This is a genomic window from Polynucleobacter sp. JS-JIR-II-50, assembly GCF_018687895.1.
In the GTDB taxonomy this organism is placed as follows: domain Bacteria; phylum Pseudomonadota; class Gammaproteobacteria; order Burkholderiales; family Burkholderiaceae; genus Polynucleobacter.
Genome location: NZ_CP061307.1, coordinates 540405 through 567008, shown reverse-complemented (window position 1 = coordinate 567008; position 26604 = coordinate 540405). Strand labels below are relative to the sequence as shown.

Genomic DNA, 26604 nt, shown 5'->3' with positions numbered 1-26604 from the left:
AGCCTTTATTTCAGCTTTTTTTAGTTGTTAATCAATATGGTAATTTGGCGCTTCTTTAGTGATCTTCACGTCATGAACATGCGACTCACGCACGCCAGCTGAAGTGATTTCTACGAAGTTGGCTTTTTCATGAAGCTCATCAATGGTCTTACAACCAAGATAGCCCATAGAAGAACGAATGCCGCCAGTGAGCTGATGCAAGATTGCCAACACGCTACCTTTGTATGGCACCTGACCCTCAATGCCTTCTGGCACTAACTTTTCTGCATTCGCAACGATGTCGCTTTGGAAATAACGATCAGCAGAACCATCCGCCATCGCGCCCAAAGAACCCATACCGCGATAGCTCTTGTAAGAACGTCCTTGGTACAGGAACACTTCACCAGGAGCTTCTTCAGTGCCAGCAAACATACCGCCCATCATGACTGAACTAGCGCCAGCAGCCAATGCTTTTGCAACGTCACCTGAGTAACGTATGCCACCATCAGCAATCAATGGAATGCCAGTACCCTTAAGTGCAGTTGCCACATTCACAATCGCAGTGATTTGTGGGACACCTACACCAGCAACAATACGCGTTGTACAGATTGAGCCAGGACCAATACCCACCTTGACACCATCAGCACCATGATCAGCCAATGCCTTAGCGGCATCACCTGTAGCGATATTGCCGCCAATCACTTGTACATGAGGATAGTTTTGCTTAACCCACTTCACGCGATCTAATACGCCTTGGCTATGGCCATGGGCAGTATCCACAACGATCACATCAACACCAGCGCGCACCAATAACTCAATACGCTCATCGTTATCAGGGCCAACGCCTACTGCGGCGCCAACGCGCAATTTACCTTCGCCATCTTTACAAGCATTCGGGTGTTCAGTTGCCTTGAGAATGTCTTTAACGGTAATGAGGCCACGCAGTTCAAACTTGTCGTTGACAACCAATACGCGCTCTAAACGATGATGACTCATTAAGCGCTTTGCTTCATCTAATGAGCAGCCTTCTTTCACGGTAATCAAACGCTCACGTGGAGTCATCTTGGTTTTTACTGGGGCATCTAAGTCCTCTTCGAAACGCAAATCGCGATTCGTAATAATGCCAACAACCTCTTTACCAACGAGCACTGGGAATCCTGAGAAACCATGCTCACGAGAAAGTTGGATCACCTGACGCAGAGTGACATCTGGGCTAATCGTGATTGGATCACGCAGAACACCAGATTCATATCGCTTTACTTTAGCCACTTCACGCGCTTGCTCAGCGGGCTTTAAGTTTTTATGAACAATGCCAATGCCACCTTCACTAGCCATGGCGATTGCCAAACGACCTTCAGTGACGGTATCCATAGCGGCGGACACCAATGGTGTATTAAGTGAAATGTCTCGAGTTAACTTACTTGCCAAGCTGGCATCCCGAGGGAGTACCGATGAATAAGCCGGTACGAGGAGCACATCGTCAAAAGTGAGTGCTTTTTGAATGAGTCGCATGCAAAACCCCTAGTCGCAAAAACAGATTATAGCCTCCTAGCCTTTCTTTTAGCTGCGGCAGCCTGGAATTTGGCATCCTGGTTCTGATTAGCCTTCTTGCGCCGAACTGTTTTAGGGTCAATTAGTAGCGGGGAATAGAGCTCCAATCGATCTCCAGCATAAATGGGGCTATCCCAGTCCTTGCGTTTACCAAAGACCCCGAAGCAGCCTTTTCTGGCCAAAACAGGGTCGTCTGGGCCAACTGCAATCCCGGCCCTAATAAGGGCCAAGCCAACCGTAGGCAACTCGCCCGCTGACAAAAGGAGCTTGAGCGTCTTAATCACTGGCTCACCCTGCCTGGCATCACAGAGAATGAGGTCAAGCGAGCGCTCAGCCATAGAGATCCTCGGCACGTTTTACAAAGCAGTCAACAAAGGTGCCGGCTATATGACCAAATACTGGGCCAATAATCTTGTCCAGAATGACGCTCTTGAACTCCCAGTGCAGCTTGAACTCCACCTTACAAGCATCTTCCCGCAAAGGGATAAAGTTCCACTGCCCAGAAAAGTGCTTAAACGGACCATCGACAAAGACCATGTCAATCGTTTCAGGGCGGTGATTCACATTCCGAGTATGAAAATACTGGTTAATGCCTTTGAAATGGATATTGATTTTGGCGTCGAGCACGGTCTCAGTCTGCTCAAAAATTTCTACCCCGCCACACCAAGGCAGGAACTCAGGATAGCGTGCGACATCGGTCACTAAGCCGTACATACGGTCGGCTGATTGGCCAATTAAAACGGTCTTGTAGACGTCTGCCATAATCGTTCTTGAGAGCTAAATAAATATGAGTATCGTCGATAACAAAAAAGCCTTCTTTGATTATTTTATCGAGGAGCGCTTTGAGGCAGGGCTTGTGTTGGAAGGCTGGGAAGTGAAAGCCATCCGCGCAGGTCGCGTGCACGTCAAAGAAGCGTATGTCGTCATTCGCCAGGCGGAGCTATTTTTGATCGGCTGCCATATCACCCCCCTGCTGTCAGCCTCTACACATATCGTTCCGGACAGTACTCGTACTCGAAAACTCCTTCTGAATGCGATCGAAATTAAAAAACTCATCGGTAAAGTGGAGCAAAAGGGCTACACCCTTGTGCCCTTAAACTTACATTTCTCCAAAGGCAATGTGAAGTGCGAGATTGGCCTCGCCAGGGGTAAAAAGCAGCATGACAAACGCGCAGCAACTAAAGAACGTGAGTGGGAAGTCCAAAAAGGTCGTATTGCCAGAGGCGATCTAAACGCTTAATTTCTCGCCTAATCCCAGAAAAACTGGGGTAGACTGCCCTTGAGGACGAATATTTGAGCATTTATGCACTTTTATGGTGCAATTCAGCACCAAGCCGCTTCAAATCATTCATTCCAGCTTTTATAAAGGCATTAGTTTGTATCTATGAAATTGCCTTTTGACGAAATGCTCGACGCCGCAGGCAAAGCGCGTCCCCACTACCAAATCTTTCACAATTGGCTGAAACAGCAAAGTGACACCCTCATGGGTCTCAAACGCGCTGAGGCAGACCTGATCTTTAGAAGAGTGGGTATTACCTTTGCCGTCTATGGAGATGACTTGGGTTCGGAAAGAACCATTCCCTTCGATCAAGTGCCGCGCATCTTTACTGCCAAAGAATGGGAGCAACTGGAAGCGGGATTACGTCAACGGGTCAAAGCACTCAATCGCTTCATTTACGACGTGTATCACGATGAAGACATTATTAAGGCAGGCATTGTTCCAGCCGAACAGATTTATAACAATGCGCAATATCGCCCCGAGATGCGCAACGTCAGCATACCGCGCGACATCTACGCGCAAATTGCTGGAATCGATATCGTTCGTGCCGGTGAGGGGGAGTTCTACGTTTTAGAAGATAACTTGCGAGTTCCATCTGGCGTGTCTTACATGGTTGAAGACCGCAAGATGATGATGCGACTCTTCCCCGATCTGTTCCAAAAATATCGCATTGCTCCTGTAGAGCATTACCCTGATCTTTTATTGGAATGTCTCAAGTCAGTTAAACCAGATGACGTTAAAAAACCAAACGTCGTTGTACTAACTCCAGGCATGTATAACTCTGCTTACTTTGAGCACAGCTACCTCGCGCAGCAGATGGGTGTTGAGTTAGTGGAAGGTAAAGACTTATTTGTGAAGAATGAGCAAGTCTTTATGCGCACCACCCAGGGACCAGAGCGCGTTGATGTGATCTATCGTCGCGTTGATGATGACTTCCTGGATCCATTGGCATTTCGTTCTGACTCCACTTTGGGCGTTGCAGGACTTCTATCCGCACATAGAGCTGGTAATGTGACATTGGCAAATGCGATTGGTACTGGTATTGCTGATGACAAATCCATCTACCCCTATGTACCTGAGATGATTGAGTTTTATCTTGGTGAGAAACCGATTCTTAATAACGTACCTACATTCCAATGTCGTAAGGCAGATGACTTAGCCTATACCTTAGCTAATCTGGATAAGCTGGTTGTGAAACTGACTCATGGTGCTGGTGGTTATGGCATGTTAGTTGGTCCAGCATCAACCAAAGCAGAGATTGAAGAATTTAGAACTCACCTTATCGCTAATCCAGATAAATATATTGCGCAACCTACATTGGCGCTATCCACCTGCCCTACCTTTGTTGAGTCAGGTGTTGCACCAAGGCATATCGACTTAAGACCCTTTGTTCTCTCAGGCAAGACTATCAAGATGGTTCCTGGTGGATTAACTAGGGTTGCACTCAAAGAAGGCTCTTTAGTAGTGAACTCCTCCCAAGGTGGCGGAACTAAAGATACCTGGGTATTGGAAGAGTGAATGAAGAGCATGGGGAATAAGAAAATATGTTGAGTCGTACCGCTGATTGTCTTTATTGGATGGCCCGTTACACCGAGCGCGCTGAGAACACTGCCCGCATGCTCGATGTAAACCATCAAACCTCCCTACTTCCACAGCCAGCAGAATTTTTAGAGCAGAGTTGGAAAAAATTACTCACGATTTCCAAGCTGGAAGAAGCCTTTCTCAGCAAATATGATGTCGTTAATCGCGAGAATGTCTTGGACTTCATGATTTATGAAACCAGCAACCCATCGAGTATTGTTTCTTGCTTATTTGCTGCACGGGAAAATGCCCGCGTTATCCGCGGCAAAATTACTTCTGAAGTTTGGGAAACCCAGAACACCACTTGGCTTGAGCTCCAACGCATCTTAGAAGCAAGACATCAAGCCGACCCTAGTCGCCTTTTGGAATGGGTCAAGCACCGCTGCCACCTCTTTAGGGGTGTTCTATACGGCACGATGCTGAAGAATGAGGCTTTTTACTTTATTAATGTGGGAACGCTGCTAGAGCGCGCCGACAACACCGCACGTATTTTGGAAACCAAATATGAGGACCCAGCAGCCCTGAGGGTTCTTGGCGCCAAGAAATCCTCAGATGATGGCACTGATGGTGAATTCTTTGACTTCTATCACTGGGCGGCGTTACTGCGTTCTGTCTCGGCCTTTGAAATCTATCGTCAAATCTACTCTGATCAAGTTACACCAAAACAAGTCGCACAGCTACTGATATTCAATAAACAGATGCCACGATCCTTGGTGTCCTGCGTCAATGAGTTAATCCCCCTCATTTCTGAGGTCAAGAATCAGCAATCCAAAGAAATTGAACGTTTGCTTGGAAAACTTAAGGCAAGCTTAGATTACTCTGATATTGATGAAGTATTTGAGCAAGGCCTGGAAGAATTTATTGAAGCTTTCTTAGAGCGCATTAACTACATAGCCGATGAGTTTAGCAATGCTTATCTCATTCCACTGGCTGTTGCCTAAGAAATCACGAAGACTATATGCATCTTAAAATTCGCCATCGCACGGAATATCGCTATGAAACACCAGTGCATTATTCCATACAAGAGTTACGCTTAACCCCACCAACCGTCGCAGGACAGCAGGTTGATAAGTGGAAAATCGGCACCCCAATTAAAGCTTCCAATTCAATTGATACATTCGGAAATCTTTGCAGTGTATTTGTGCAAGAGAGTCCTTACACCTCAATGATGATTGAGGCTGAAGGCGAAGTGCATACACAAGATGCATTTGAGTTCATCGATGATGCTAAAGCGGTTTCACCATACTACTTACTGCAGCAAACCAATCTGACTGAGCCTACAGATGAAATGTTGGAATATTTCTCCTACGGCATTCCAAAGAAAAATTCCGTTGATCAAGTACTTAAGCTCGCCGAGGCAGTTCAAGGATTGATTGTGTACTCTCCTGGCCAAACGAACTTTGCCACGACTGCAGCTCAATCCTTTGCCATGAAATCTGGCGTTTGCCAAGATCACGCCCACATCATGTTAGGTCTTTGTCGCGCCTCAGGAGTGCCGGCTCGATATGTCAGCGGTTATTTCTTTGCAGAAGAGTCTCCGAATCTTGCTAGTCATGCTTGGATCGACTTTTGCAGCGATATCGATAAAGGCATCTGGACCAGCGTAGATATCACACATGCCTGCTTAGTTGACTCACGGCATATTCGCCTTGCCATTGGTAGAGATTATTACTCTGCCGCCCCTGTTAAAGGGGTGCGTTCTGGCGGCGGCGGAGAAGAACTCAGCGCCAACATTTCGATTCAACAGTTGCCATAGCAACCCTCTGGGATATTTAAGAGATAATTCCAGGAAATAATGAAGAGGGTCTGTGTATGACGTATTGCGTTGGTCTTTGCCTTAAAGATGGTCTTGTTTTCTTATCCGATACCCGGACAAATGCTGGGGTAGACCAAATCGGCACCTTTAGAAAGATGACCCTGTTTCAAAACAAGGATCGCTTCTTTACCTTAATGAGTGCCGGCAATCTTGCCATCACCCAATCCGTTAAAGAAATCCTGCTTCAAGGACAGCTTTTTAAAGGTAAGAACCTCTGGACAGCCAAAAACTCATACGAAGCAGCCGTTCTAGTGGGCGATGCTATTAAACAAGTGTATGAACGCGATCATGCTGCACTTGAAAAATCAGGTCTTGAATTTAACTGCAATATGATTTTTGGTGGTCAAGTAAAAGGCGAGAAACCGCGCCTATTTAATATTTACTCGGCAGGGAACTTTATTGAGGCTACACCCGAGACTTGCTATTTCCAAATTGGTGAATCCAAGTACGGCAAGCCAATCTTGGACCGAGTACTCAACTTCAATACACCACTTAATCTTGCGACCAAGTGCGCCCTCATCTCCATGGACTCCACTCTAAAAAGTAATATTTCGGTTGGACTGCCTCTAGATATGCTGGTTTACGAAAAAAATTCTCTGAAAGCCACGAAGCTCGTCACCCTAGATGATGCAAACCCCTATTTCGCGATGATCCATCAAGCATGGGGCGAGAAACTACGCGAGGCTTTTAACTCCATAGCGGAACCTAGCTGGAGCGGCGCTCATAAATCGAGTGACATCTCCACTCCCGCTAAAAAAATGGGGATTGTTCCAATCAATCATCCTCCCTCTAAAGTAAAAGTTCAAAAAGCCACAAGAACAACCAAGGCCACTCCCGTAAAGAAGGCGGCAAAGAAAGTGGTGCCAAAGAAGGCGACTGCAAAGAAAAAGTAAGTTTCCAATATTCAAGCGTTGGATACATTGATAAACAAAAGGCCTAGAAAAAATCTAGGCCTTTTGCTTTAATGCTATCCGCTTTGGTTTAGGCTTTTAAGTTCTTACCCAACATCTCCCAGGTAGCCACTACGCTATCTGGATTTAATGAGATTGAGGTAATTCCCTTCTCAACCAACCAACGAGCAAAGTCTGGGTGATCTGAAGGGCCTTGACCGCAAATACCAACATATTTATTTTGCTTACGGCAAGCATCAATTGAACGAGCAATCATGAACTCTACCGCTGGATCACGCTCATCAAAGTCGATAGCCAACAATTCCATGCCGGAGTCACGATCTAGGCCCAGAGTTAATTGAGTCATGTCGTTTGAGCCGATTGAGAAGCCATCAAAGTACTCCAGGAACTGGTCAGCCAAAATCGCATTAGATGGGATCTCACACATCATGATGAGACGCAAACCATTCACACCACGCTTCAGACCAAACTTCTCCATCATGTCGATCACGCGCTTAGCCTGATTGATAGTACGTACAAACGGAACCATGATTTCTACGTTGTCCAAGCCCATATCTTCACGAACACGCTTCATTGCTGCGCACTCGAGAGCAAAGGCTTCGCCAAAGTCTTCAGAAACATAACGTGACGCACCACGGAATCCCAACATTGGATTCTCTTCATCAGGCTCGTAACGCGATCCGCCAATTAACTTCTTATATTCATTGGATTTGAAGTCTGACAAACGAACGATTACTGGCTTTGGATAGAAAGCAGCGGCAATGGTTGCTACGCCCTCAACCAACTTGTCTTCGTAAAACTGGCGTGGGCTTGCGTAACCACGAGCAACGCTCTCAACTGCACGCTTGAGATCAGGATCAATGTTTGGATATTCCAATACAGCACGTGGATGCACACCAATGTAGTTATTAATGATGAACTCAAGACGAGCCAAACCAACACCGGCATTTGGAATCTGGCAGAAATCAAATGCCAACTGAGGATTACCAATGTTCATAGTGATCTTCACTGGAATCTCTGGCAACACACCACGGGAAACTTCAGTGACTTCGGTTTCGATCAAACCATCATAAATATGGCCTTCATCACCCTCAGCACAAGAAACTGTCACCATCATGCCGTCTTGTAAATGCTCAGTGGCATCACCGCAACCAACAACAGCAGGTACGCCTAATTCACGGGCAATAATCGCTGCATGGCATGTTCGTCCGCCACGATTGGTCACAATCGCAGAAGCACGCTTCATGACTGGCTCCCAGTTCGGGTCAGTCATATCGGCAACCAAGACATCGCCTGGCTGAACACGATCCATCTCACTTGGGTCACGAATAATACGTACAGGGCCAGCGCCAATCTTTTGACCAATCGCACGGCCTTTTGCTAGTACCTTTGAGCTACCTTTTAATTTGTAGCGCATCTCTACCTGTCCAGCAGCTTGACTCTTCACAGTCTCAGGGCGCGCTTGCAAGATGTAGATGCGGCCATCTTGACCATCCTTACCCCACTCGATGTCCATTGGACGACCGTAATGCTTCTCAATGATCACCGCATATTTAGCTAACTCCGTGATATCTGCATCCTCCAAAGAGAAGCGGTTACGCTTTTCTGGGGTGACATCAACAGTCTCTACTTTTTCTGCAGAGCCTTTAGGGGCAAATTGCATCTGAATTAACTTTGAACCCAAAGAGCGGCGAATGATCGCCTTCTTATCTTGAGCCAAAGTGGTTTTGAATACATAAAACTCGTCTGGGTTTACTGCGCCCTGAACAACAGTCTCTCCCAAGCCATAGCTAGAGGTAATGAAAACCACATCCTCAAATCCAGACTCGGTATCCAGAGTAAACATCACACCAGCAGCGCCTAAGTCAGAGCGGACCATGCGCTGGATGCCGGCAGATAAGGCTACTTCAGCGTGGGCAAAGCCCTTGTGAACACGGTAGGAGATAGCGCGATCGTTATACAAAGAAGCAAATACTTCACGAATTTTCTTAAGAACATCATCAATACCTTCGACGTTCAGGAAAGTTTCTTGCTGGCCAGCAAAAGAAGCATCTGGCAAGTCTTCGGCAGTAGCTGATGAACGCACCGCAAATGAACCTTTACCAGAGTCATCCAATACAGCAAATGCTTTACGAATTTCTTCATCCAACTTTGGTTGAAATGGAGCTGTTTCAATCCAGCTACGAATTTCTGCACCAGCTTGCGCCAATGCACGCACATCATCAATATTCAAACCTTCCAAGCGCTGCTGAATACGCTCAGTCAGATTGTTATGCTTTAGAAAATCACGAAATGCTAATGAAGTCGTTGCAAAACCTGTAGGAACACGAACCCCAGTAGACGCTAACTGAGAAATCATTTCTCCTAGTGAGGCATTCTTACCGCCGACTGATTCAACATCAGTCATACGGAGTTGCTCGAAAGGCAAAACATAGGCATCAGCCATACTGCTATTTTGTTGCTGTTGGTTGGACATAAAATACTCTCAAAAGATAAGGAAACTGGTCTAGCGGCCACCTAAAATGGGGCATGCTTTAATATCATTCTATTGTAGTGCTGACCCTGACTTTTAAGCCAAATCCATGTCTAACGAAACCCGCATTGTTTTTATTGTCTCTGACGGCACCGGCATCACCGCCGAGAACTTCAGCCAATCGATTTTGGCTCAATTTGAGGCCACTTTTAAGCATATTCGGGTGCCTTTTGTGGATAGCGTGGATAAAGCCCACGATGCCGTTAGCAGCGTCAACCAGGCGGCAGCTAAATATGGGGTACAACCCATCGTTTTCACCACTTTGGTGAACTCTGAACTCAACGCCATTGTAGCCAAGGCAAATGGCCTAATTTTGGACATGTTCCAGACCTTTGTAGCCCCTCTAGAAGAAGCCTTAGGCATGAAATCCACCCATGCCATGAACCGCCTTCACCACAATGCCGATACCGAGGCCTATAAGAACCGGATTGAGGCCATTAACTATTCCCTGGCCCATGACGATGGCCAGTCCAATCAAAACCTGGCTGAAGCCGATGTCATTCTGATTGGCATCTCCAGAGTGGGAAAAACGCCAACAAGCTTGTACCTGGCAATGCAGTACGGATTAAAAGCTGCAAACTACCCCCTCATTCCAGAAGACTTTGAACGGGGGCAACTTCCAAAGGATCTAGTGCCCTATCGCCAAAAAATCTTTGGCTTAATGATTGATGCGGAACGGCTCTCAGAGATTCGCAATGAACGTAGACCCGGCAGCAATTACGCCAAGCTGGAAAACTGCCGTTATGAAATTAATGAAGCAACGGCGATGATGAAAAAACAATCCATCCCTTGGGTGCTCACTACCAGCAAATCCATTGAAGAGATTGCAACTACCGTGCTACAAGCAATCAAGTCGGATAAAACAATACTGGGATAAGTTTTAATCCCTTGGTTTAAGTACGCCTAATCCGCAGAGTCTCAAATAGGCATACCGCTGCTGCAGTTGAAACATTCAAGGATTCCACCCTAGGATCAATCGGGATGGAAACTCCTTTAGCTTGAGCTAGCAAATCATCCGAAACACCTTGCCCCTCGCTACCCATTACCCAAGCAACCGGATGCAGCAGCTCTTTTTTCAGGGAGTAGAGATCTTGCTCTGCATCTGCTGTAGCTGCAAGCAATGGCGCTGTAACTGCACTCAGCAACTGTTGGTTAGACCAGCCTTCATATAAATCTAGCAGCTTATGAGCCCCCATACCAGCACGCAATACTTTTGTGGACCACAGATGGGCACAGCCTGATAAAGCGATGACTTGAGTAAAGCCTGCTGCAGCTGCGGTGCGCAAAATAGAACCCACGTTACCCGCATCTTGTACTCGATCCAATATCACGACATCGCCATCAAAAGTTGCAATGGATTGGGGTGTCGCGAACGTGGACTTGGGTAGATCAAGCAAACCTGCAATATGCGGGGCATTCACTAAGTCACTCAGTAGATCCCATAGGGCACTATCTAGCTGAAATACCTTAGTCTCAGGACACATTTCGAGATGTTCGTAGACGGCTTGTGCGATCTCTACATTCTTGAGGCCGATTTCTGATGTGAGGAGAGTTCTTAAAGCAGGATCACCCACCCAAGTTTGAACTAGATGAATGCCCTCCAATAAAGCTTGGCCGCAAGCGAGTCTAGCCTTCTGCCCCTTAGATCCAGTAGCCTGTAGGTTACGAATCTCTTTAAATAAGGGATTCTCTTTGGAGGTGATGAGATCAAAGTTCATGACTTAATGGTTTTGGTTTTCTAGAACTTTTCGCACCGGCGAAAAACTTCTTCTATGTTGATCACATACGCCGTATTGCTTGAGAGCTGCAAAATGCGCTTCCGTTGGATAACCCATGTGTTGCGCAAATCCATATTCTGGATGGCGTTCATGCAATATCTGCATCTGGCGATCACGCGTGACTTTGGCAACTATCGATGCCGCTGAAATAGCAGGCTCCTTAGCATCACCCTTCACAATCGCTTCTGCAGCAATCGGTAACTCCGGACAACGGTTGCCATCAATCAATGCTTTATCAGGCCAAGTGCCTAAGCGTGTAGTGAGATCTTCAATTGCCCTGCGCATTGCCAGCATAGTGGCCTGCAAAATATTCACCTCATCGATCTCAGCTGGACTGGCTTCGCCAACACCCCAAGCCTTTGCCTTTTCCATAATCTGCTCGTAGAGATATTCACGACGAATAGCGGTTAACTTCTTAGAATCTTTTAAACCTTCAATTGGATTATTGGGATCAAGCACTACGGCACCAGCAACCACCGCACCAACTAATGGTCCACGCCCTGCTTCATCTACACCGCAAACCCAAATAAGGCTCATACGCTTATTTTATTCTTACGTTGATTGGCAATAGTTTGCACTACGGCTTGCGCAACCAATAAACCAGTGGGGCGACGTAAAGTTTCATGCATCCGGGCAAAACGTTCTTTGAGTTTGACAACTTTAGCTGGATGTTCTAACCAGGCTTGTATGGCATTAGCTAGTTTTTCTGGAGTAGCATCATTTTGAAGAAGTTCAGGAACAATGAACTCGCCGCACAAAATGTTTGGCAGACCTACATAAGGCATATAGCCTTGGCGTTTCATGATCTGCGCAGTTAACCAAGGCACCTTATAAGAAATCACCATCGGCTTTTTCCATAGGGCAGCTTGCAAAGTGGCTGTACCACTAGCAATTAGTACAACATCCGATGCTTCTAGCACTTCATCAGCCATGCCATCCAGCAGATGAATCTGGATATCTGGATTGCTGTTTTTTGTCTTGAGTAAAAGTTGTTCAAGAGGCTCACGTAATCGTGGTGTTGCCACCGGAATTAAGAAATGTAGCTTCTGACCTTTTAACCTCTCAGCCAATAACTGCATCGTTTCAAAAAAAACCGGGGCAATGAGCTCAATCTCTGATCCACGACTTCCAGGTAAGACAGCAATTACCAACCCTTCAAGTGAAGCAGTAGGAATTTTGAGGTGTTTACTTAATTTTTCTCGCGCTTGCTGAATATTAGGTTCAAGCGGAATTTCACTAGCCAGTGGATGACCCACATAAGTCGATGCCACACCAGCTTTGTCATAGATTTCAGTTTCAAAGGGGAAGATGCAAAGCATGCGTTCCACTGCTTGGGAAATCTTCTTGATGCGCCCTGCTCGCCATGCCCAAATAGATGGCGAGACCAAATGCAAAGTGGGGATACCTGCTTTGCGTAATTGAAGCTCTACACCTAAATTGAAATCTGGGGCATCAATTCCCAAGTAAACGTCTGGGCGACCTTCATTCAGAAGGTTTTCAATCAGCTCCTTACGCAGCTTCAGAATAGATGGAAGCTGCTTAATAGCCTCAACATAACCTCGCACACTCAAGGTTTCCATGGGCCAATCGGAGCGCATGCCCTCGGCCTGCATGCGAGGCCCCCCGATTCCATAAACCTCAAGACCGGCCATATCCGGAATTTGATTTAGCGCACTAAGAACTGGCGCTGCTAATAGATCGCCAGAAGGTTCGCCAGCTACACAAGCTAACTTTGGCAAAGTATTTCCGTTACCGAATAATGCCGCGTGTAGAAGCGGCAATAAAGTCATGGAACTGTGCGAGCTTCTCAGCAGTAGCAGCATCTGCCGCTGAAGCAACAACCATCTTCTGAATCTCTACTTTAGCGTCCTCAAAACTCAGGCCATCCTTATAAAGTACTTTATAGGCTTGACGTAAGGCAGAGATCGTTTCACTTGAGAAACCGCGGCGCTTTAAACCCTCAACGTTAATACCGTGAGGGGAGGCTTTATCTCCAGCAGCAATCACAAATGGTGGGATATCTTGTACTAGCGCGGAAGCACCACCCAACATCGCATGCTGACCAATACGAACAAACTGATGTACACCAGACATACCGCCCATGATGGCCCAATCTTCAACCTGAACATGGCCAGCGATTTGCGCATTGCTTGAAAAAATCGTGTGATTACCAACCTGGCAGTCATGCGCAATATGAACATAAGCCATGATCCAGTTATCGTTACCGATACGAGTAATGCCTTCGTCTTGTGAGGTACCCGTATGTATCGTCGTGAACTCACGCACAGTATTGCGGTCACCAATAATCAACTGGGTTGGCTCGCCACGGTATTTCATATCCTGCGGGGGGCCACCAATGGCTGCAAAGTGAGCAAAGCTATTTTGCGCACCGATTGTGGTGTAACCCTCAATCACCGCATGAGACCCCACTTTAGTACCAGCACCTATCTTGACGTTAGGGCCAATGACGGAATACGGGCCAACCTCAACATCACTAGCCAGCTCAGCCTTGCTGTCAACAACAGCGGATGCATGAATCCGAGTCATTACGCGCCTTTCGTACGAACCGCACAAGTGATATTAGCTTCTGCAGCAATCTCACCATCCACGGTTGCCTTAACAGCAAACTTATAAATACCAGCACGACCGCGCTCTAATGTGGCAGTCATGATTAACTGATCGCCAGGCAATACGGGCTTTTTAAAGCGTGCGCCATCAATGCCAGCAAAGTAATAGATTGCATCTTCCGCGCGCTCTTCAGAGAATGTGAGCAAAGCAGCAGTTTGCGCTAAAGCCTCAATAATTAACACACCAGGCATTACTGGGAAATCTGGGAAATGACCCTGAAAGAAAGGCTCATTCATGGTGACGTTTTTTAATGCGGTGATGCTTTCACGCGGGGTAATTTCTAATACGCGGTCTACCAATAGGAATGGATAGCGATGCGGTAGCAATTGAAGAATCTTATTGATGTCGATTGCGATTGGTGTGCTCATAAATGACCCGCTGAAAAGTAAATATTAATTTTGATTTAACAGAATCTCAAGATTCCGTAGTTTTGTTTTTGTCTAACAAGCGCAAGCGCTGACGTATTTTATCTAGCCCACGCAAAATAGCCGCATTTTTCTCCCAGGCGCCGTGGAGCATTGATGGATAAACTCCTGTGAAATGCTGCCCAGGCTCCGTAATGGATCGAATAATAGAGGTATTACCAGAAACCGTAGTTCTGTCGGCAATCGTGAGATGGCCCGCAAAGTTTGCTGCGCCGCCAATGATGCAAAAATTACCAATTTTGGTACTGCCAGAAATAGCTGCACATCCAGCGACAACGCAGCAATTACCTATCACTACGTTATGCGCAATTTGCACCTGATTATCAATCTTTGTTCCTGCACCTATAACCGTATCACTCATCGCGCCACGATCAATCGTGGTTGAGGCGCCAATCTCGACATCATTGCCAATGACCACTCGCCCCGTCTGAGGAATCTTGACCCACTCACCGCCTGTAGCAGAAAAATCTGGGGCAAAACCAAAACCATCGGCGCCGATGACTGCGCCACTATGAATAATGCAACGCTCACCAATCTGAGTGCTGTAATAAATAGAAACGGAGGGATAGATCAGCGTATCGCCTGCAATAATGCTGTCCCTGGCAATGCTGGAATTTCCAAGAATAGAAACACGTTCACCCAACTTTACGCCCGCGCCAATTTGCACAAATGGCCCGATGTGGCAGGAAGATGGAACGCTTGCGGTGGAATCAATCACTGCACTAGGATGAATTCCTGGGGTAAAAATTGGGCTATTTGCTTTTGCAAAGTACTGCGCCATTCTGGCGAATGTAGCGTATGGATTTTTAGAGACAAAGTACACCCGCTTGGCAGAATTTGCACCGGGATTAGCTTGTAAAAACTCTAAATCAGACTTGCCAACAATCAATGCGCCAGCAACACTATCGCTAGCTTGCTGTCTATAAAGAGGGTTGCTGAGGAAGGAAATTTGATCTGACTGCGCTCGCTCCAAAGGAGCGAGGCCAGTAAATCCGTGGGAAGCCTCCCCCACCAAGCTTGCTTGAAACTGTTCGGCCAGCTCAATGGCGGTCGGCATAAAGCTTACTTCTGGCTATTTAAAGCCTTGATAACGTCATCGGTTACATCAGCCTTAGGGCTGACATAAGCTGCTTCTTGAACGATGATGTCAATTTTTCTTTGCTCTGCAATTTGCTTCAATACTAAGTTTGCTTTTTCAGCAATCTTAGCGCGCTCTTCGAAAGTGCGCTGATTGAGATCTTCAGTAAATTCGCGTTGCTTACGTTGCAGTTCACGATCCTGATCAGCCAACTCACGTTGGCGACGAACGCGCTCAGCTTCGTTCATTACGGCAGCATCGCGATCCAACTTTTCAGCGGCAGATTTAATTTTTTGAGCGCTATCACGCAAATCATTCTGGCGCTTAGTAAATTCGTTTTGCAGGCGAGTTTGCATTGCTTTAGCTAGGTTCGACTCGTTGAAAACTTTCTCAGAATTAACAACAGCAACGCGCGTTCCTGCATCTTGAGCGAAAACTTGAGGGGCTGCGATTACTGTCATGGCAGCGATCACGCCAACTTGAATCCATTTAGAAGATTGATAAAGCTTCATAAAACTTTCCTTAAACAATTAAAACGCTGTACCTACTTGGAACTGCAAACGCTGAACGTTGTCCGTTGGTTGTGACTTATACGGAATACCGTAGCTGAATTTCAGTGGCCCTAATGGTGATATCCATGATAAACCCAATCCATAGGAATATCTCAGAACTAGATTGATGTTTTCCCCAAACGCATTACCGCCGTCCACGAAGGTAAATAGACGCAAGGTCTTATCGACACCCGAACCCGGAACAGGGAAGGTGTATTCCACGTTAGTAACAATTTTCGATTGACCACCAGTAGGCTGGTAGGAGCCAATAATGGTGTTGTAGTACTGAGGGCCCAAAGAGCCAGGAGCATAGCCACGAACAGAGCCAATACCGCCCACATAGTAGTTTTTAGTAATTGGGAAGGGCTTGCTGCCATAAGCCTCGCCATAACCAACCTCACCATTAAAGGACAGAATATTGCCTCTTGAGAATGAGTGGTATTTCTGGTACTGGCCATAAATACGATAAAAAGTGAGATCTCCAACGGGGGTTCCCACTTCAGCAGAGAGCTGCTGCAAGGATCCGTCAGAAGGAATCAAAGTACTATCGCGACCATCACGCGCCCATCCGACTGTTAGAGGTACGTTGTATGTTTGCAAGCGGCCTGGCACCGTTCCGCCATAGCTGGTTACATAATTCTGATAAGGGATCGGTGTATTGGTGGTGGCATAAATACTGAATACCTCAATGCCTGTTCCAAAGAACACACGATCAACCTCGGTATACGGAACACCAAACTTAATGTTGGAACCAACGGACTTAATTTGATAATCTGGATCGCCAGCATAGTACAAAGGCTTGGATGAACGATAGTACAGATCGGTATAACGACTAATGCCATCTTCCGTAAAGTACGGGTCGTAATTTGAGAGCGTTAGATTCTGAGTAATCTTACCTAACGAAGCATTCAAACCAATCGCAGTACCAGTACCAAACGCGTTATCTTGATTAACGCCGGCAGACAAAATCAATTTCTCGGTTGAAGAAAAGCCTGCACCAAGAGTGACAGCACCCGTTGGCTTTTCTGTAACCTTGACATTGACGTCAACCTGATCAGGGGAGCCTGGAACGTCTTCCGTGGTGACATCAGTTTCAGTGAAATAACCTAAGCGACCTAAACGCTTTTTGGATAGATCAATTTTGTCACTATCAAACCAAGAGCTTTCGAACTGACGCATTTCGCGACGAATCACCATGTCACGAGTTCTTGCATTTCCAGAAATGGCCACTTGGCGCACGTAGATACGACGTCCTGGATCAACCACTAAAGTGAGGTCGACCTCGGCAACGTCGCGACGTATATCTGGTTGCGGATTAATGGTTGCAAATGCATAGCCATAAGAACCCAATATCTCAGCAATTGCCTTGGTGCTCTCGGTTAATTTAGCCGATGAGAATGTATCCCCGGGCTTCAAAACAACCAACTGCATCAACTCTGCTTCTTTACCCAACGTTTCACCAGCTAAGCGCACATCTTTAACGGTAAACTTTTTACCCTCACGAATACTAATAGTGAGGTAGATGCCCTTTTTATCCGGGGTGATCGACACCTGAGTAGACTCGATCACAAATTCGAGATAACCACGATTGAGGTAATAAGATCGAATGGACTCCAAGTCGGCAGTTAACTTTTGCTTGGAATAAAGATTATCTTTGCTGTACCAAGACAACCAACCGCCAGTTTTTAATTGCATCTCACTTTTCAGCGTGCTCTCGCTAAAGACTTCATTACCAATAAAGTTAATCTCTTGAATTTTGGCAACAGGGCCTTCATCAATATTGAAGTAAATAGCAACCTGGTTACGCTCAACTGGGGTAACCGTAGCGACCACCTCAGCCGCATACATGCCTTTTCCAACATATTGGCGCTTTAATTCTTGCTCGGCCTTATCAATTAGAGCCTTGTCGTAAAAACGCGCTTCAGCAACACCCACTGTTTTTAAAGACTTACGCACGATCTCGGGATCAAACTCTTTCATCCCCGTAAATTCAATACGAGAAATCGTTGGGCGCTCTTCCACGATCACAATGAGAACGTTACCCTGCTCTTGAATTTGCACGTCTCTAAAAAATCCAGTGCTATACAAAGCCTTAATGGATTCCGCACCTTTTTCTTCGGTAAAGGTATCACCCACTTGAACAGGTAAATAACTAAATACCGTTCCAGGCTCTACGCGCTGCAAACCTTCAACACGAATATCTTTCACCACAAATGACTCGGCCGCGGAGGCATTCAAACTCAACCCAAGCACAGAATATACCAGGATATGGGTGATGAAGCGGGCAAAAATACGGAAAGAATGTGTCAGAGGATTCAAGGCGAAATATAGCGTTGTAAATCGTTAAACAAGGCCAGTAATGACATAGAAATCAGCAAAATAAAGCCCACTTTTTGGAGCTGCTCCTGCATTGATGTCGAAATCCGCTTACCAGCGACCAACTCCCATGCATCATACAGTAGCTGACCCCCGTCAAGCATCGGAAAAGGGAGCAAATTCAGCAAACCAATGCTAATGCTCATAAGCGCCAAAAAGGCCAAAAATGGCTGCCACCCCACCTGTGCTGATTTACCCGCCATATCCGCAATGCTGAGGGGTCCACCCAGCTGTTTTAAGGAGGTATTACCGGTAAACAATCCAGCCATCAGTCTTGCAGAAACCTTTGTAATTACCCACACTCTCTTTGAGGCAAAAATGAGCGCATCCACCGGCCCTAATTTCAGGTCCTGCCACTGCGCCAAGGGGGTTAATGCAGGGAGAATGCCCAGGCCCAACATCGGATCCTGATGAGGGCTAATTTTGGGTAAATCCTTGGCATAAAAGGACTTTATGGAGCTTCCGTCAGCAGCTGTTGCTAGCTCTAGAGCAAACCCATTCTGTCCGGTAAGCGCATCCATCAAGCTCCAGCGCAAGGCATTCCAACTCGGCACAGGGTCAAAATCCCCAAAAAAGGGCGCACCACTCTCCTCAGAGCCCAAATTCTGCCAACCAATCACCCGATCACCTGCTACCAACCCAAGCTTGGCAGCCACCGAATTTTCAGGGGGATTTTGTAGCACAGCAGGTAATTGCGGAGCGCCGGACATATAGATCAAGGCAAAAAAGGCAATCGCTAAAAAGAAATTGGCTAATGGGCCCGCAGCCACAATCATTGATCTCTGCCATAAGGGCTTTTGATCAAATGCTTCAGATTGATCGGCCGAGGCAATCACTTGCTGGCGATCTCGACCATCGAGTAATTTCACATAGCCGCCCAATGGAATTGCAGCCAATACCCACTCTGTATTATTTTTTGCATGGTAAGTGAACAACGGCTTACCAAAACCAATGGCGAAGCGAAGGACTCGAACTCCACAACAGCGGGCAGCAAAAAAATGCCCAAACTCATGAAAGCTAACCAACACACCCAGGGTTAACAAAAAAGCTGCGAGAGTAATCAATGCCTGCAAAGAATTTCCCTCACCACCACTTTCGCTGCTTGACGAGCACGAGCATCCACATCCAGAATTAATTCTAGCGAATCTGCATTGACGGAAGAAATAGAGCTCAACACGCTCTCCACCACATGGGGGATTTGCAAATACGGTAGACCATCATCTAAGAATGCTGCTACAGCAATCTCATTGGCAGCATTCAGAACCGCTGGCGCTGTACCCCCAGTCTTAGCGGCGGCAAACGCCAAAGAAAGACAAGGGAATCGCTCTAGATCTGGATCGGTAAAACTTAAGTTTGCCAACTGCGTCAAACTGAGCGGAGCCACACCTGCTTCGATACGCTCTGGCCATGCTAGACCATAAGCAATAGGGGTTCGCATATCAGGCTGACCTAATTGCGCAAGCACAGAACCGTCGCGATACCGAACCATCGAATGCACAACGCTTTGCGGATGAATTAATACTTTAATTTTTTCCAAAGGCAAACCAAACAACCAAAACGCCTCGATCACTTCAAGGCCTTTATTCATCATCGTCGCAGAATCAACTGAAATCTTTCTGCCCATCACCCAGTTGGGATGTGCACAAGCCTGCTCGGGAGTAATGCTGGCCAATTGCTCAAGCGGCGTACTCCTGAATGGTCCACCAGAGGCAGTCAACCACAGTTCTTCAACCCCTAAGCTCGGATTGGGGTCTTTAGAAAATTGAATGGGCAGACATTGAAAGATGGCATTGTGCTCACTATCGATTGGCAGTAATTCGCCACCCCCCACCTTCATCGCCTGCATAAATAAATCGCCAGACATGACCAAGGCCTCTTTATTTGCGAGCAATACTCTTTTGCCAGCTTTTGCAGCAGCTAAAGCGGGCACCAATCCTGCTGCACCCACAATGGCAGCCATGACGGTATCGCAATGCGATTCAGTAACGGCGCTGACTAAAGCTTGCGGTCCATGCAAGACCTGCGTATTAATATTTTTCTCGAGCAAAATTTTGCTCAAGCGAGCGGCACCATCAGCATCCGCTACTACCGCAATAGCTGGCGTAAATTCAGCGCACTGCTTAGCCAGTAAATCCACCTGCTTTGCTGCGGTAAGTGCGACTACCTTAAAGCGATCTGGGTGAGCACGAATCACATCGAGCGTATTAACGCCAATGGAGCCAGTAGAACCTAGAATGGCAACCTGCTTGACTGACATTACACAAATCCCGCCAATAGCGCTGCGATGGGCATTGCCGGAATCAAAGCATCCACCCGATCCAACACTCCGCCATGGCCTGGTAATAAGTGACTAGAATCTTTGACGCCAGCTAAACGCTTTAACTGAGATTCAAATAAATCCCCAAAAATACTGAAGGCTGTTAATACCGTGACCATCAGGAACATGGGAACCCAACCAAAGCGGATAGCCCAGGCACCAAACAAGGTCGACTCAAAAGGCAAAAAGTAAACGCATAAGAACGCATAAACATAGCAGAGCATTAAACCGCCAACGGCACCTTCAATCGATTTACCTGGACTAATTTGCACAGCAAGCTTGTGCTTACCAAACGCCTTACCAACAAAGTAAGCGCCAATATCGGCAACCCATACTAGAGCCATGCTGCTAAGCAAAAAGATCAGCCCTAACTCGCGCAAGAAAACCAATGCAAACCAAGTGGCTGGCAACAAAATTAAGCCGAGAACCACATAAAAAGGTCGCAGCTTTTCTAGCGAAAGATTCATGCCTTTCGCCAAGATAAACGGTGCAACGAAGAACCAAAAAATGACGGCTAAAAGTAATAAAGAAAATTGCCAGGAGGCATTTTGCATACCCAGCAAAAACAAAATAATGGCCAAGCAAAATAATGCGTATAACCAGGCAGCACGTCCTGCATCAGGCGCTAGTAAACGACTCCATTCCCAAGCAGCGGCCAATAAAGCCACCAAAAAAAATGCGCCAACATACATGGCCGGGAGCAAAAACAGAATGGGTAGCAATACCGCCAATAGAACAAGGGCGGTAATGACTCGGGTTTTTAACATGGGAAATTAAGCTTAGTAATTAGCAGCGTTAAACTGCATCGCTCATTGCTTGAGAGGCAAGCTGAGCACTGGTACGACCAAAACGGCGCTCGCGCTGGCTAAACCAGTCAAACGCCTGATGCAATTCTTTTTCATCAAAGTCGGGCCACAAAACATCTGTGAAGTACAGCTCGGTATAAGCCAGTTGCCATAACAAGAAATTGCTAACGCGCTGCTCGCCACCAGTGCGGATAAACAAATCCGGCTCTGGAGCGTACGCCATTGAGAGATGTGGTTGAAGTAGTTCTTCGGTAACCTGTTCTGGCTTCAAATTGGGGTTAGCAGAAAGACATTGGCGCATTGCCTGCAAGATATCCCAGCGACCACCATAGTTGGCAGCAATCGTAAAAGTTAACCCCTTGCACTCAGCAGTCTTTTCCTCAGAGAATTGCACCATCTCTTGGATAGCGGAATCAAAACGGCTCAAGTCACCAATTAAACGCAAAGCAATATCGTTTTCCGCCAGACGAGACACCTCACCCTTGAGTGACTTCAGGAATAACTTCATCAAGAAGCCCACCTCTTCTGGTGGGCGACGCCAGTTCTCTGAGCTAAAGGCAAATACCGTGAGATATTCAACACCAAGCTTACGGCATTCTTCAACGATTTTTCGCACAGCACTCAAACCTTCTGAATGCCCAGCAACACGAGGCATCATGCGCTTACTAGCCCAACGCCCATTGCCATCCATGATGATCGCCACATGGCGCGGTATAGCACTTACCTCTGGGATAGCTAGGGTTGAACTAGAGTGTTGAGTCATGAGAGGCTGAAAATTCAAGCCGGCCTTAAACCGTCATGATTTCTTTTTCTTTTTCTGAAACGATCCTATCAACATCGATCACCGCCTTATCCGTCATCTTCTGAATGTCATCAGTAGCACGACGCTCTTCATCTTCGGAAATTTCTTTGTCCTTAGTCAGGCGCTTTAAATGCTCATTTGCATCGCGACGCAAATTACGAACAGCAATCTTAGTTTCTTCACCCTCATTCTTCACAACCTTTGTGAGGTCGCGGCGGCGCTCTTCAGTCAGAGCAGGCATTGGCACGCGGATTACCGTACCCTGAGATGCTGGGTTTAAGCCTAAATCGGAATCACGAATTGCTTTTTCAATAACTGCAACCATCGTCTTTTCAAATGGCTGAACGTTAATGGTGCGCGCATCTGCTAAGCCTAGGCTAGCAACCTGACTTAATGGCGTTGGGTTACCGTAGTAGTCCACCTGAATGTGCTCCAGAATTCCTGGGTTAGCACGGCCAGAGCGAATCTTGGCTAAATTGGTCTTCAAAGCCTCAAGAGACTTTTGCATCTTTTGATCGGTATTGGTTTTAATTTCTGCTGCGGACATCAGGCCTCCTATTAAACGTGTACTAAAGTACCTTCAGGTTCACCTTGCACTACACGCATTAATGCGCCTGGCTTGAGAATTGAAAATACTTTGATTGGTAATTTACGATCACGGCACAATGCAAATGCAGTTGCATCCATGACTTGTAGATTCTTGATTAACGCTTCGTCAAACGTAATAGTTTTATATAAGGTGGCAGTTGGATCTTTTACTGGATCGGCACTGTAAATACCATCCACCTTCGTTGCTTTGAGCATAATCTCAACATTCATCTCAGCCCCACGCAGAGCAGCGGCAGTATCAGTTGTGAAGAAAGGATTGCCCGTACCAGCTGCGAAAATAACAACCTTACCCTCGCCCATAGCGCGAATTGCACGTGGACGAATATAGGGTTCAACAACTTGGTCCATACGTAGTGCAGATTGCACGCGCGCCTCAACACCTTTTTGACGCAAGGCATCTTGCAATGCTAAGGAATTCATCATGGTTGCCAACATACCCATGTAATCGGCAGTTGCGCGATCCATACCGGCGGCACCACCTGCAACTCCGCGGAAAATGTTTCCGCCGCCAATCACAATTGCTAGCTCTACTCCAATATTCACAATATCGGCGATTTCCTTAACCATGGAATCGATAGTGATTGGATTGATGCCAAAAGCATCATCACCCATAAGGGCTTCACCAGATAGTTTTAGGAGGACTCGTTTGTAGGCTGGCATGTTTTTTATTTTCCGTAATTTGCCAAGTAATTTACTTACTTAGCTTATTGATCTTTAAGCACTTTTTAATATCTCCGCCAAATTATAAAGGGCTTGGGAGGGATCAAAGAAAAGGGCACAGAAACTAAGGTTTCTATGCCCTTTTGGGTATTACCAACTAGCGGGGCAAGCCCCAAACTAGCCTATTAAGCTGTTGCTTTAGAGGCGGCAGCCACTTGTGCAGCTACTTCAGCCGCAAAGTCGTCTTGACGCTTCTCAATGCCCTCGCCTACAACAAACATGGTGAAACCCTTGATTGTTGTATTCGCAGCCTTGAGCATTTGCTCTACAGATTGCTTGTCGTTTTTAACGAAAGTCTGGTTCAACAAAGAAACCTCTTTGAGGTACTTCTGAATAGAGCCTTCAACCATCTTTTCAACGATTTCTGGTGGTTTACCGGATTCAGCAGCTTTTTGAACGGCAACGCTACGCTCTACAGCAATTGCTTCTGCAGGAACGTCAGCCATCGATAAAGCTACTGGCTTCATTGCAGCAATGTGCATTGCAACGTCTTTAGCGGCAGTCTCATCACCTTCAAACTCAACCATTACACCAATACGGGCGCCATGGAGGTAAGAAACCAACTTGCTGCTGCCAGCAAAACGCTTAAAGCGACGTGGCATGATGTTCTCGCCGATCTTGCCGATCAATGCGCTACGAACTTCATCAACAGTTTGACCATTCAATGGCAATGCTAACAATGCAGCAACGTCAGTCGGGTTATTTTCAGCAACCAACTTCACGCAGTCATTTACAAATGCCAAGAAATCATCATTCTTAGAAACAAAGTCAGTTTCGCAGTTCACTTCTAACAAGGCGCCAGCAGTGTCATTGATAGAAGTAGCAACGATACCTTCAGCCGTTACACGAGAAGCTGCTTTACCAGCCTTGCTACCTAGCTTAACGCGCAGAATTTCTTCTGCACGAGCCATATCACCATCAGCCTCAGTCAAAGCCTTTTTGCACTCCATCATCGGAGCATCAGTTTTGGCGCGTAACTCGCCAACCATTGCAGCGGTAATAGCGGCCATTATTCAGCCTTCCCTTCTTCAACAAACTCTTCTTCACCTTCTTTAACTGCTGTCAAGATTTCTTGAACAGAGTTAGCTTTGCCTTCGAGGATTGCATCTGCAATGCCGCGTGCGTAAAGGAGAACCGCTTTGCTGGAGTCATCGTTACCAGGAATGATGTAATCAACACCTTCTGGTGAGTGGTTGGTATCTACAACAGCGATTACTGGAATACCAAGCTTGTTAGCTTCAGTAATAGCAATCTTGTGATAGCCAACGTCCACTACAAAAATTGCATCAGGAACGCCATTCAAATCTTGAATACCGCCAAGTGCTTTTTGCAATTTGTCGAGATCACGGTCATTAGTCAAAGCCTCTTTCTTTGAAAGCTTTTCCCAGTCACCAGCTTCTTTAGCAACTGCCATGTCTTTCAAACGCTTGAGGGAACCTTTAACAGTTTTGAAGTTGGTGAGTGTGCCACCCAACCAACGGCTGTCGATGTAAGGCATACCAGCACGAGCAGCTTCTTCAGCAATGATCTCGCGTGATTGACGCTTAGTACCAACAAATAAAATAGTGCCACGATTAGAAGCAACTTGTTTTGCAAATTTCAGGGCGTCCTGAAACATTGGCAATGTTTTTTCCAAGTTGATGATGTGGATTTTGTTGCGATGGCCGAAAATATAAGGGGCCATTCTTGGGGACCAGAAACGGGTTTGGTGACCAAAATGGCAACCGGCTTCCAGCATTTGACGCATAGTTACTGACATAACTTCTCCTAAGGGTTGTTTCTAAAGTTGAGTCCTAGCTGCGCTAAAAAACGCCACCCTGGAAGGCTCAACTCGCGATTTCAAGTCCAAAATAGACCTGAGAACGAAATTATAGCTTAAATATCAATGCTCTAGCCACCTTCGCCCCCAAGCAATAAAAGGGGTCAACTCTCAAAAGAGCCCCTAGAAGCCCCAAAAATGGGATATTTGCCTAATATTTAGGCAATCTGACCAAGCCAAAACTATCCAAGTCGTTGATAATCAAGGCATGAATAGTGTATTTACTGCAGAAAAAGACATCCTTGGGATGCGCGAAGCTGGCCGCTTAGCTAGCGAAGTTTTGGATCATGTGGCTCCTCACGTTAAGGCGGGAGTTACCACAGGCGAATTGGATCGGATTTGTCATGAATACATGCGCGATGTCCAAAAGACCATTCCGGCTCCATTAAATTATCAGCCGCCTGGATACCCGCCCTTTCCAGCATCCATCTGTACTTCTGTAAATGATGTGATCTGCCACGGCATCCCAGGAGACAAAGTTCTCAAGACCGGTGATGTTGCAAACCTAGACATCACTGTGATTACTCCTGATGGTTACTACGGCGATACAAGTCGCATGTTTATGGTGGGTGAAGTTTCTGTCATGGCTAAACGCCTCACACAAATTACTTTTGAATGCATGTGGTTAGGAATTGCTCAAGTTAAACCAGGTGCATCACTTGGCGATATCGGTCACGTAATACAGACCCACGCTGAAAAAGCAGGTTACTCAGTCGTGCGCGAATACTGCGGGCATGGCATTGGCAAAGTATTCCACCAGGACCCACAGATTCTGCACTATGGCAAACCAGGTACTGGTGAAAAGTTAGAAGTTGGCATGACCTTTACGATCGAGCCAATGATCAACGCGGGCAAACGAGACATTCGCACCATGCCTGACCAGTGGACAGTGAAGACAAAAGATCGTAGCTTGTCAGCCCAATGGGAGCATACGCTGTTGGTTACCCCGACAGGCGTTGAGGTGCTGACTTGGTCAGAAGGTAGCAACCCACCTCCTGATTGCGTCAAGGGTCTTTCATTTAGACCGACATTAGTAAGCGCTTAA

At 46.5% G+C, this 26604-nt stretch carries 27 protein-coding genes; 7 read left to right on the top strand and 20 right to left on the bottom strand.

The window, feature by feature from the left end:
- Positions 1–27 precede the first annotated feature (27 nt).
- Genes guaB through FD963_RS02975 form a run of 3 tightly spaced genes read right to left on the bottom strand, consistent with a single transcriptional unit; the run spans position 28 to position 2292 of the window.
- A complete protein-coding gene (gene guaB / locus FD963_RS02985) occupies positions 28–1491 on the bottom strand; it encodes an IMP dehydrogenase (protein ID WP_215362872.1) in 1464 nt (487 codons plus the stop codon).
- A 26-nt stretch (positions 1492–1517) separates the two neighbouring features.
- Positions 1518–1868, bottom strand: coding sequence for an RnfH family protein (locus tag FD963_RS02980; RefSeq protein WP_215362870.1), 351 nt, complete (start codon positions 1866–1868; stop codon positions 1518–1520).
- The gene (locus tag FD963_RS02975) at positions 1861–2292 is read right to left on the bottom strand and encodes a type II toxin-antitoxin system RatA family toxin (RefSeq protein ID WP_215361255.1); all 432 of its coding nucleotides are present in this window, start codon (positions 2290–2292) and stop codon (positions 1861–1863) included. The genes FD963_RS02980 and FD963_RS02975 overlap by 8 nt, the downstream gene beginning before the upstream one ends.
- Before the next feature lie 25 nt (positions 2293–2317).
- Between FD963_RS02975 and smpB the strand changes: the two genes are divergently transcribed.
- From smpB to FD963_RS02950, 5 genes are all read left to right on the top strand, one after another.
- Positions 2318–2770, top strand: coding sequence for an SsrA-binding protein SmpB (gene smpB, locus FD963_RS02970; protein WP_046330447.1), 453 nt, complete (start codon positions 2318–2320; stop codon positions 2768–2770).
- A gap of 144 nt (positions 2771–2914) precedes the next feature.
- Positions 2915–4327 carry a circularly permuted type 2 ATP-grasp protein gene (locus FD963_RS02965; protein ID WP_215322276.1) on the top strand — a complete coding sequence of 471 codons (1413 nt, stop codon included), beginning with the start codon at positions 2915–2917 and terminating at the stop codon, positions 4325–4327.
- Positions 4328–4353: 26 nt separating this feature from the next.
- Positions 4354–5331: an alpha-E domain-containing protein gene (locus tag FD963_RS02960; protein WP_215362868.1), complete on the top strand. Its 978-nt coding sequence runs from the start codon at positions 4354–4356 to the stop codon at positions 5329–5331.
- 17 nt (positions 5332–5348) lie between these two features.
- Complete coding sequence (locus FD963_RS02955) at positions 5349–6146, top strand: transglutaminase family protein (protein WP_215362866.1); 798 nt, start codon at positions 5349–5351, stop codon at positions 6144–6146.
- Between the two features lie 56 nt (positions 6147–6202).
- A complete protein-coding gene (locus FD963_RS02950) occupies positions 6203–7099 on the top strand; it encodes a peptidase (protein WP_215362864.1) in 897 nt (298 codons plus the stop codon).
- 88 nt (positions 7100–7187) lie between these two features.
- On the opposite strand, the gene ppsA is transcribed toward FD963_RS02950, so the two are convergent.
- Positions 7188–9593, bottom strand: coding sequence for a phosphoenolpyruvate synthase (ppsA, locus tag FD963_RS02945; protein WP_251367279.1), 2406 nt, complete (start codon positions 9591–9593; stop codon positions 7188–7190).
- A gap of 106 nt (positions 9594–9699) precedes the next feature.
- Between ppsA and FD963_RS02940 the strand changes: the two genes are divergently transcribed.
- Entirely contained in the window at positions 9700–10527 is an 828-nt protein-coding gene (locus tag FD963_RS02940) for a pyruvate, water dikinase regulatory protein (RefSeq protein ID WP_072583021.1), read from the top strand.
- Positions 10528–10543: 16 nt separating this feature from the next.
- Here the strand turns inward: FD963_RS02940 and FD963_RS02935 are convergent, their stop codons facing one another.
- The 16 genes from FD963_RS02935 to rpsB form a co-directional block, all read right to left on the bottom strand.
- Positions 10544–11368, bottom strand: a complete 825-nt coding sequence (locus FD963_RS02935; RefSeq protein WP_215362862.1) for an RNA methyltransferase — start codon at positions 11366–11368, stop codon at positions 10544–10546.
- Positions 11369–11371: 3 nt separating this feature from the next.
- The gene (rnhB, locus tag FD963_RS02930; protein WP_215362860.1) at positions 11372–11965 is read right to left on the bottom strand and encodes a ribonuclease HII; all 594 of its coding nucleotides are present in this window, start codon (positions 11963–11965) and stop codon (positions 11372–11374) included.
- A complete protein-coding gene (gene lpxB / locus FD963_RS02925; protein WP_215362858.1) occupies positions 11962–13218 on the bottom strand; it encodes a lipid-A-disaccharide synthase in 1257 nt (418 codons plus the stop codon). The genes rnhB and lpxB overlap by 4 nt, the downstream gene beginning before the upstream one ends.
- On the bottom strand, positions 13178–13975 hold the full coding sequence (lpxA, locus tag FD963_RS02920) for an acyl-ACP--UDP-N-acetylglucosamine O-acyltransferase (protein ID WP_215362857.1): 798 nt from the start codon (positions 13973–13975) through the stop codon (positions 13178–13180). The genes lpxB and lpxA overlap by 41 nt, the downstream gene beginning before the upstream one ends.
- Complete coding sequence (gene fabZ / locus FD963_RS02915; protein ID WP_072583028.1) at positions 13975–14424, bottom strand: 3-hydroxyacyl-ACP dehydratase FabZ; 450 nt, start codon at positions 14422–14424, stop codon at positions 13975–13977. Before fabZ ends, lpxA begins: the two co-directional genes overlap by 1 nt.
- Before the next feature lie 46 nt (positions 14425–14470).
- A complete protein-coding gene (lpxD, locus tag FD963_RS02910; protein ID WP_215362856.1) occupies positions 14471–15538 on the bottom strand; it encodes a UDP-3-O-(3-hydroxymyristoyl)glucosamine N-acyltransferase in 1068 nt (355 codons plus the stop codon).
- A 5-nt stretch (positions 15539–15543) separates the two neighbouring features.
- Entirely contained in the window at positions 15544–16071 is a 528-nt protein-coding gene (locus tag FD963_RS02905) for an OmpH family outer membrane protein (RefSeq protein WP_215362855.1), read from the bottom strand.
- A gap of 18 nt (positions 16072–16089) precedes the next feature.
- Positions 16090–18429, bottom strand: coding sequence for an outer membrane protein assembly factor BamA (gene bamA / locus FD963_RS02900; protein WP_371818483.1), 2340 nt, complete (start codon positions 18427–18429; stop codon positions 16090–16092).
- Positions 18426–19559, bottom strand: a complete 1134-nt coding sequence (locus FD963_RS02895) for an RIP metalloprotease (protein ID WP_215362854.1) — start codon at positions 19557–19559, stop codon at positions 18426–18428. Before FD963_RS02895 ends, bamA begins: the two co-directional genes overlap by 4 nt.
- A complete protein-coding gene (ispC, locus tag FD963_RS02890) occupies positions 19547–20743 on the bottom strand; it encodes a 1-deoxy-D-xylulose-5-phosphate reductoisomerase (RefSeq protein ID WP_215362853.1) in 1197 nt (398 codons plus the stop codon). Before ispC ends, FD963_RS02895 begins: the two co-directional genes overlap by 13 nt.
- On the bottom strand, positions 20743–21570 hold the full coding sequence (locus FD963_RS02885) for a phosphatidate cytidylyltransferase (protein ID WP_215362852.1): 828 nt from the start codon (positions 21568–21570) through the stop codon (positions 20743–20745). The genes ispC and FD963_RS02885 overlap by 1 nt, the downstream gene beginning before the upstream one ends.
- A 28-nt stretch (positions 21571–21598) precedes the next feature.
- Complete coding sequence (locus FD963_RS02880) at positions 21599–22372, bottom strand: isoprenyl transferase (protein WP_215362851.1); 774 nt, start codon at positions 22370–22372, stop codon at positions 21599–21601.
- 25 nt (positions 22373–22397) lie between these two features.
- Entirely contained in the window at positions 22398–22958 is a 561-nt protein-coding gene (gene frr / locus FD963_RS02875) for a ribosome recycling factor (RefSeq protein ID WP_215362850.1), read from the bottom strand.
- 11 nt (positions 22959–22969) lie between these two features.
- Positions 22970–23680, bottom strand: a complete 711-nt coding sequence (gene pyrH, locus FD963_RS02870; protein ID WP_215362849.1) for a UMP kinase — start codon at positions 23678–23680, stop codon at positions 22970–22972.
- Positions 23681–23865: 185 nt separating this feature from the next.
- Positions 23866–24750, bottom strand: coding sequence for a translation elongation factor Ts (gene tsf / locus FD963_RS02865; RefSeq protein WP_215362848.1), 885 nt, complete (start codon positions 24748–24750; stop codon positions 23866–23868).
- Positions 24750–25499, bottom strand: a complete 750-nt coding sequence (rpsB, locus tag FD963_RS02860) for a 30S ribosomal protein S2 (protein WP_215359531.1) — start codon at positions 25497–25499, stop codon at positions 24750–24752. Before rpsB ends, tsf begins: the two co-directional genes overlap by 1 nt.
- A 244-nt stretch (positions 25500–25743) precedes the next feature.
- Between rpsB and map the strand changes: the two genes are divergently transcribed.
- Positions 25744–26604, top strand: coding sequence for a type I methionyl aminopeptidase (gene map / locus FD963_RS02855; protein ID WP_251367348.1), 861 nt, complete (start codon positions 25744–25746; stop codon positions 26602–26604).

Bases quoted from the DNA above. Each gene is read 5' to 3' on its own strand.
- smpB (WP_046330447.1), top strand. From the start codon at position 2,318: ATGAGTATCGTCGATAACAAAAAAGCCTTCTTTGATTATTTTATCGAG.
- FD963_RS02965 (WP_215322276.1), top strand. From the start codon at position 2,915: ATGAAATTGCCTTTTGACGAAATGCTCGACGCCGCAGGCAAAGCGCGT.
- ispC (WP_215362853.1), bottom strand. From the start codon at position 20,743: ATGTCAGTCAAGCAGGTTGCCATTCTAGGTTCTACTGGCTCCATTGGC.
- FD963_RS02885 (WP_215362852.1), bottom strand. From the start codon at position 21,570: ATGTTAAAAACCCGAGTCATTACCGCCCTTGTTCTATTGGCGGTATTG.
- FD963_RS02955 (WP_215362866.1), top strand. From the start codon at position 5,349: ATGCATCTTAAAATTCGCCATCGCACGGAATATCGCTATGAAACACCA.
- FD963_RS02905 (WP_215362855.1), bottom strand. From the start codon at position 16,071: ATGAAGCTTTATCAATCTTCTAAATGGATTCAAGTTGGCGTGATCGCT.
- lpxA (WP_215362857.1), bottom strand. From the start codon at position 13,975: ATGACTCGGATTCATGCATCCGCTGTTGTTGACAGCAAGGCTGAGCTG.
- ppsA (WP_251367279.1), bottom strand. From the start codon at position 9,593: ATGTCCAACCAACAGCAACAAAATAGCAGTATGGCTGATGCCTATGTT.
- frr (WP_215362850.1), bottom strand. From the start codon at position 22,958: ATGTCCGCAGCAGAAATTAAAACCAATACCGATCAAAAGATGCAAAAG.
- FD963_RS02935 (WP_215362862.1), bottom strand. From the start codon at position 11,368: ATGAACTTTGATCTCATCACCTCCAAAGAGAATCCCTTATTTAAAGAG.
- rnhB (WP_215362860.1), bottom strand. From the start codon at position 11,965: ATGAGCCTTATTTGGGTTTGCGGTGTAGATGAAGCAGGGCGTGGACCA.
- FD963_RS02880 (WP_215362851.1), bottom strand. From the start codon at position 22,372: ATGACTCAACACTCTAGTTCAACCCTAGCTATCCCAGAGGTAAGTGCT.
- FD963_RS02960 (WP_215362868.1), top strand. From the start codon at position 4,354: ATGTTGAGTCGTACCGCTGATTGTCTTTATTGGATGGCCCGTTACACC.
- lpxD (WP_215362856.1), bottom strand. From the start codon at position 15,538: ATGCCGACCGCCATTGAGCTGGCCGAACAGTTTCAAGCAAGCTTGGTG.
- lpxB (WP_215362858.1), bottom strand. From the start codon at position 13,218: ATGACTTTATTGCCGCTTCTACACGCGGCATTATTCGGTAACGGAAAT.
- tsf (WP_215362848.1), bottom strand. From the start codon at position 24,750: ATGGCCGCTATTACCGCTGCAATGGTTGGCGAGTTACGCGCCAAAACT.
- FD963_RS02975 (WP_215361255.1), bottom strand. From the start codon at position 2,292: ATGGCAGACGTCTACAAGACCGTTTTAATTGGCCAATCAGCCGACCGT.
- fabZ (WP_072583028.1), bottom strand. From the start codon at position 14,424: ATGAGCACACCAATCGCAATCGACATCAATAAGATTCTTCAATTGCTA.
- rpsB (WP_215359531.1), bottom strand. From the start codon at position 25,499: ATGTCAGTAACTATGCGTCAAATGCTGGAAGCCGGTTGCCATTTTGGT.
- FD963_RS02940 (WP_072583021.1), top strand. From the start codon at position 9,700: ATGTCTAACGAAACCCGCATTGTTTTTATTGTCTCTGACGGCACCGGC.
- FD963_RS02950 (WP_215362864.1), top strand. From the start codon at position 6,203: ATGACGTATTGCGTTGGTCTTTGCCTTAAAGATGGTCTTGTTTTCTTA.
- FD963_RS02980 (WP_215362870.1), bottom strand. From the start codon at position 1,868: ATGGCTGAGCGCTCGCTTGACCTCATTCTCTGTGATGCCAGGCAGGGT.
- guaB (WP_215362872.1), bottom strand. From the start codon at position 1,491: ATGCGACTCATTCAAAAAGCACTCACTTTTGACGATGTGCTCCTCGTA.
- pyrH (WP_215362849.1), bottom strand. From the start codon at position 23,680: ATGCCAGCCTACAAACGAGTCCTCCTAAAACTATCTGGTGAAGCCCTT.